Raw genomic sequence first — 6,924 nt, forward strand, 5'->3', positions numbered from 1 at the left:
CCTTTCATCCCTATAGTATCATAAAATTACGACACATATTGTCGCTGTATTCATAAACAATTTGTAACATATTATAACATAAAATGGGGCTTTGCATGCAAAAATCCCTCAGGATATACGGTGCTCCTGAGGGATTTCACTAAGGATGTTATTTTTCGTAATGTTCGTGCCACTGATGGTGGAACGTGCCTTCCCGGTCGGTGCGCTGATAGGTGTGGGCCCCGAAGTAATCCCGCAGAGCCTGTATCAGATTGGCTCCGACGCGGGGACTGCGGTAGGCGTCGAGATATTCCATGGCATTGGCAAAAGCCGGGATGGGAATGCCTTCCTGTACGGCCAGGCAGACAATCTGGCGCAGGCTTTCTTCGTTGGCATTGATTTTATCCAGGAAGAATTGGTCGAATATCAGGTTTTCCAGATCCGGATTCTTTTCATAGGCTTTGGTAATCTTATTGAGGAACTCCGCCTGGATGATGCAACCGGCCCGGAAGATAGAGGCAATACGGCCGTAGTCGAGATCCCAGTGGTACGTTTCCGAGGCACTGCGGTAGAGAGAAAATCCCTGGGCGTAGGCCACGATTTTCCCCGTATACAGACTGCGCCGCACGGCTTCGATGAATTTTTCTCCTTTTACAAGCTTATGTTCCGGCCCGGAAATAACCGTTTCAGCCATGTGCCGCTGAGACAGGTTGGACATGACGCGGGCGTTGCAGGCAGCGGTGATCATAGAAATGTCGACGCCCTGTTTCAATGCTTCGATGCTGGTCCAGCGGCCGGTCCCCTTCTGCCCTGCCGCATCGACGATTTTGTCAATGACCTGTCCGCCTGTTTCGTCATCTTCGGCAAAAATATCGGCGGCGATGCCGATAAGGAAGCTGTGCAGTTCCCCCTGATTCCACTGGTGGAAAATATCGGCGATTTCACTATTCGTATAGCCGCCGACGGTTTTCAGCAGCAGATACGATTCGGCAATGAGCTGCATATCCGCATATTCGATGCCGTTATGGACCATCTTGACATAATGGCCGGCGCCATCACTGCCGATATAGGTGCAGCAGGGTTTGCCATCACTGGCTTTGGCTGCAATGGCTTCATAAATGGGCTGGATTTCGGGATACGTGTCTTTATTGCCGCCGGGCATGATGGACGGGCCGCGGCGGGCGCCGGTTTCCCCGCCCGATATACCCATGCCATAAAAATGGATGCCCTGCTTGCGGCAGTATTCATAGCGGCGGCGCGTATCACCGAAATAAGAATTGCCGCCGTCGATGAGGATATCCCCCTGGTCGAGGAGAGGGATAAGCTGGTCAATCATGCTGTCTACGGGCTTTCCCGCCATAATCATGAACATGATTTTCCGTGGCCGTTTGAGAGACGATACGAAATCCTGCAGGCCGTAATAGGCGGTAATATGATCATGGGGCCGTTCTTTGACAAATTTTTCCGTCAGATCCGGTGTGTAGTTATAGACGCTGACCGTAAATCCATGGTCTGCCATATTGAGAGCCAGGTTGCTGCCCATGACGGCCATGCCGACAACGCCGATATCATGTAAATCCATTGTGTATTCGCTCCTTTATCACGGACTTCGTCCGGTCAGATTTTTTTCTGGTATTCTGTAATTTCTGCAAATTCGTCCTGCAGTTTCAGATACAGCCGGGCAAAAATACTGTACAGCTCCCGGTATGTCGCCACGTTTTCGGCTATCGGTGTATATACTTTCTTTGCATGGACCAGATGGGCCGTGTCGGCAATGCTCTTTAGTCTGCCGCTGGCAATGAATCCCAGTGTCGCCGCGCCGAAGGCTGCTCCCTCGCTGTTGTCGGGGAGAGTCAGTTTTTCGTTTAGCACGTCCGACAGGATCTGCAGCCAGAGGCGGGATTTGGTAAAGCTGCCACTGACGCGGATATCGCGGATATCACCGAATTCCCGGAGGGCCAGCATGACGCTGTTCAGGCTGTAGCAGATTCCTTCCATGACGGCCCGGATGATGTGGGACCGGCTGTGATTGAGGGAAAACCCGAAGAACATGCCTCGCAATTCCGAATTCCAGTAGGGCGCCCGTTCCCCTGTAAAGCAGGGCAGGCAGATGAGGCCATCGGCACCGGCATCAACGTGTTCAGCCTTCATGGTCATGAGGTCATAGGGGTCGATATCCAGGTCTTCCAGCTTGCTGCCGCCGTAATGGCAGATTTTGTCGCGGACCCAGCGCAGGATCATGCCGCCGTTATTGATGGCGCCGCCGGCAACCCACATGTCATCGGTCAGATTATAGCACCAGGTGCGCATCTGCGGATCCGTCTTCGGCTGTCTGGTCAGCATGCGCAGAGCTCCGCTGGTACCGATGGTCGCGCTGAGCTGGCCCGGCTGGACGGCACCGATGCCGACGTTGACCAATACGCCATCAGTAGCGCCGATGACCACGGGAAGTCCTTCCGGCAGATGCATGGCCCCGGCGGCTTTGGGTGCTAGCGTGTGCATGTACGTCGTGGAAACGACAGGCGGCATATACGACTTGTCTATCCCAGCATAGGAAAGGATTTCATCGTCCCACTGGAGTGTCCGTTCATTGTACATGCCGCTGGTACTGGCCGTCGATTTATCGATGACCCACTGACCCGTCAGATGATAAAAAAGATAGTCTTTGATGGATCCGACGTATTTCATCTGGCGGAACAGGTCCGGCTGATGGCGTTTGAGCCAGAGAACCTTGGCCAGGGGATAACAGGCATGGATGGGGCAGCCCGTCCGTTCGTAAAAAGAATGGCACAGGACCGGATCTTTTTTCATATCACGGACTACATCGGCACTGCGGCTGTCGGCCCAGGTCTGCATATCCATGAGAGGTTCCAGGTGTTCGTCAAGACCGGCAAAACTGTGCATGACCGTGCTCAGGGCAATCCCTGCCAGTTCTTTGTTTTTATACCGCAGCTGGGCCGCCGTCTTGCTGATGACTTCTTCTACCGATTCGTATATCTGAAGCGGACTTTCTTCGGCCCAGTCCGGGTGGGGCGTCAGGAGCGGGTAAAACGCTTCGGACGAGCACACATTCGTACCGTCTTCCGTATAGGCAATGGCCCGCACGCCTGTCGTTCCTACGTCGACGCCAATCCATACTTCCTGATTGGATGATTCCATACTCATGATTATCTTCTCCCTTTCCGTTTATCACAGATTTTCACTCATGGTTCAGACCACAAGGGCTCCTACGATATCGGTAATATGTGTGATGCCTTCTTCTTCGCAATACTGGGCCATCCCCTCAGCAATTTCCTGTACCGCCCGGGGATTGACAAAGTTATAAGCCCCTACGGCGACGGCACTGGCTCCGGCCAGCATGAATTCAATCGCATCCTGCCAGCAGGCAATGCCACCCAGGCCGAGAATGGGAATCTGCACGGCCTTTGCTGTCTGCCATACCATGCGCAGAGCAATCGGTTTGACGGCAGGACCAGACAGGCCTCCGGTGATATTACCCAAAAGAGGGCGCCGCGACCGGATATCAATGGCCATCCCCGTCAATGTATTAATGAGGGACACGGCATCGGCACCGGCCGCTTCCACGGCTTTCGCCATGACCGTGATATCTGTCACGTTCGGTGATAATTTTACAATGACCGGCTTTTTCGTATGAGATTTGACCTGTCCGGTTACGGCAGCGGCCGCTTTAGGGTCGTTCCCGAATACGATGCCGCCTTCTTTGACATTAGGGCAGGAAATATTGACTTCCAGGCCGGCTACGCCATCGACATCGAGGGCTTCCGCCAGCTGGCCGTATTCTTCAGCCGAACCGGCCGAAATATTAACAATAATGGGAGTTCCCATCTGTTTTGTCCGCGGCAGGATGTCCCGTTTGAACGCATCGAGACCGGGATTTTCCAGACCGATGCAATTGAGCATGCCCGACGGCGTTTCCGCCACCCGTACACCGGGATTACCCGCCCTCGGCAGGGGCGTAATCCCCTTGGAAATGACAGCGCCGATTTCACTGAGGTCGAGGAAATCACTATATTCCACGCCAAATCCGAATGTACCCGAAGCTCCCATGACGGGAGTCTTCATAGGAATACCGGCGAATGTAACGTTTAACCGATCTGTATTCATTAAAATACCTCCTTCGCCGGAAATACCGGTCCATCTGCACATACCTTATGCCGTCTGCCATCGATTTTGCTGGCAAAGGTACAGCCGAGACAGACGCCGATGCCGCAGGCCATGCGTTTTTCCATGGATACTTCACAATATACATCCGCTTCGGCCGCAGCTTCTGCAATGGTCTTCATCATCACCGTCGGGCCGCAGACGGAAATGCGGTCTATGGCATGTTCCTGAAAAATTACAGGCAGTGCCTGTACGGCAAATCCTTTTATTCCCCGGGACCCGTCATCAGTCGTCACGTAGATATATTCCGCATAGGGTTCAAAAAACCGTGTCCAGAACGTTTCTGCCGCCGTCTTGCCAGCCACGAGGACCACCGGATGATCCAGCCTTTTTGCCAGGAAAATGAGCGGTGCCAGCCCGACGCCGCCCCCAGCCAGCAGGACCTTGCCAGGGGAAGTCGTAAAGACGCCATCTCCCAGAGGACCTTCCACATTCAGCACATCACCGGGATGCAGCCGCGATAATTCTTCCGTTCCCGTACCGACGATACGGTAGATAATCGTGACCGTACCATCTGTTGACGTATCGACGATGCCAAAGGGACGGCGCAAAAAGGTCGTACCGCCATCATAGTGTACGTTGACAAACTGCCCCGGCCGTGCTGTCCGGGCAATCTGCGGCGCATGGAATTTCATCTGCCATACGGCAGGAATAATCGCTTCGTTTTTTAGTATTTCAGCTTGCTCCACATATTTCATAAGCAATGCCTCCTATAAAAAGTTTCCCCGGATTTCTCCTTTTCCTATTCTACCATAGATAGAAAGAAAGTAAAAACGCCCTGCATGAATATTGTGTTCACACAGGGCGTATCCTATACCTGTTATTTATGTTCGACTTCTTTTTCCATATTCAGGGTAACTTCATCACGCCAGATACCGAGTCGGGCCACACAGTCAGCAGCCGATGCGTCCCACTTTCCATCTTTAAGGCGCTGTTTGTAATCGTCTACGAGAATCTTGACTTTGCCACTCAGAAGGAAAACGACAATGAGGTTGCAGACGACACATGTGCCATAGAAGAAATCGAAGGAAGACCACAGTGTCTTGGCTGCTCCGATAGCACCGACAATAGCCCAGGCACAACCGATGGCATAGTAAATTTTGATCCATGCGCCTTCAAGGCCCAGGGAGTTGAGGCAGATACCGCCATAATATACGTTGACAACACAGGTCGTAAAAGCAAAGAAAGTAATGATGACTGAAATAAATACAGCACCGACAGCCACACTGCCAAAGGCAGAGGAAAAGCCGGCTGTCGTAAGAGCAGCACCGGAAATACCCGTATTCCAGAGGCCCGAGGTCATAACGACCATAGCCGTCATCGTGCAGACGACAATAGTATCGAAGAAGACTTCAAAAATCCCCCACAGGCCCTGTTTGACCGGATGGTTGACCGATGCCGACGAATGAGCCAGCGGAGCTGTACCCGTACCGGCTTCGTTGGAATAAATACCACGGGCCAGGCCCCAGCGGACGGCCAGCATGACCGTGCTGCCAGCAAAGCCGCCCGTTGCAGCCGTACCGGTGAAAGCATCTTCAAAAATCATAGCAAAGGCCGAAGGAATCATGCTGGCATTGACGATGATAACAAAGATAGCACCGACGATGTAAATGACAGCCATAAACGGAACGACGAGATTAGCGAAATTGGAAATACTCTTGAGACCGCCCAGGAGAACTGCTGCCATTAGGACAGCAACGGTGATGCCGACGATATACGGATTGACAGCAAAGGCTGTATTAATGGCATTGGAGATTTCTGCTGCCTGGATAGACGGGGCAAACATCATGCCCGCTGCCATGACGATAGCCCAGATAGCCGACAGCCAGCGCCAGTTTTTGCCGAGACCGTTCTTGACATACCAGGGGAAACCGCCGTGCCAGACACCGCTTACGGGATCTTTTTCACGATAGGCCAGGCCCAGGGTAACTTCTGAGAACTTGACGATCAGGCCCAGCATGGCGATGAACCACATCCAGAAGACAGCACCGGGACCGCCCGTTGCGATAGCGACGGAAACGCCGGCGATGTTGCCAACACCCAATGTCGAAGCCAGAGCCGTACAGGCCGCCTTAAATGGCTTGATATTGCCGTCACCAGACCCTTTGTCAAAGATTTTGCCAAAGGTATTCTTCATGACATGACCAAAAAATGCAAACTGGAAAAAGCCGAGACGGATGGATAAGAAGACGGCTACAAAGGACGTGCCGATGAGCAGCGGCCATCCCCAGATAAAATCAGCAAAAGCCATCATCCCTTTTGCAATCAAACCAAAAAATTCCATACACATTGCCCCCTCATGCAATTATTGGAATTCTCGAATAAAGTAATGATGATATCTGTAAAAGCGGAACGATACCGGCCGAGAATCCTCCAGAGATACGATATGACGTTCCTTTAAGAATGTGAAACAACACACTTACTATAGCACATTATCAAGCTCTTTGTAAATATATTTTTAGCATACTAGGACAATTTAGCTGAATATTTCTATTTTTATCTGGTAAAATACTTCTTTTTAGTATTTTGTATACAATATTCAATAAATTTTTAAGTGTATACATCTTTATTTTTGCTTTGAAATACAAAAAAAGCACTCAGATAATCTCTGAATGCTTTAACTTCTTCTTGGTGACCCAGTAGGGATTCGAACCCTAGACCCACAGCTTAGAAGGCTGTTGCTCTATCCAGCTGAGCTACTGAGTCATAAAAAAATGGAGCGGGTGATGGGAATCGAACCCACGTAACCAGCTTGGAAGGCTG

At 51.6% G+C, this 6,924-nt stretch carries 5 protein-coding genes and 1 tRNA gene; all 6 read right to left on the minus strand.

The window, feature by feature from the left end; all coding sequences use genetic code 11:
• Window positions 1-148: 148 nt before the first annotated feature.
• On the minus strand, window positions 149-1,561 hold the full coding sequence (gene gnd / locus B2U90_RS04115; protein WP_292017169.1) for a decarboxylating NADP(+)-dependent phosphogluconate dehydrogenase: 1,413 nt from the start codon (window positions 1,559-1,561) through the stop codon (window positions 149-151).
• Between the two features lie 35 nt (window positions 1,562-1,596).
• Window positions 1,597-3,138, minus strand: a complete 1,542-nt coding sequence (locus B2U90_RS04120) for a gluconokinase (protein WP_395754012.1) — start codon at window positions 3,136-3,138, stop codon at window positions 1,597-1,599.
• A 51-nt stretch (window positions 3,139-3,189) separates the two neighbouring features.
• On the minus strand, window positions 3,190-4,104 hold the full coding sequence (locus B2U90_RS04125) for a dihydroorotate dehydrogenase (protein WP_292017170.1): 915 nt from the start codon (window positions 4,102-4,104) through the stop codon (window positions 3,190-3,192).
• Window positions 4,104-4,859 (minus strand): dihydroorotate dehydrogenase electron transfer subunit, encoded by a 756-nt coding sequence (locus tag B2U90_RS04130; protein WP_059077419.1) that lies wholly within the window; start codon window positions 4,857-4,859, stop codon window positions 4,104-4,106. The genes B2U90_RS04125 and B2U90_RS04130 overlap by 1 nt, the downstream gene beginning before the upstream one ends.
• Window positions 4,860-4,981: 122 nt before the next feature.
• Window positions 4,982-6,445, minus strand: coding sequence for an alanine/glycine:cation symporter family protein (locus tag B2U90_RS04135; protein ID WP_059077418.1), 1,464 nt, complete (start codon window positions 6,443-6,445; stop codon window positions 4,982-4,984).
• A 345-nt stretch (window positions 6,446-6,790) separates the two neighbouring features.
• Window positions 6,791-6,867: transfer RNA gene (locus B2U90_RS04140), tRNA-Arg, on the minus strand.
• Between the last annotated feature and the right edge of the window lie 57 nt (window positions 6,868-6,924).

It is taken from the genome of Megasphaera sp. UBA4233 (assembly GCF_002395615.1).
GTDB classification, from domain to species: domain Bacteria; phylum Bacillota; class Negativicutes; order Veillonellales; family Megasphaeraceae; genus Megasphaera; species Megasphaera hexanoica.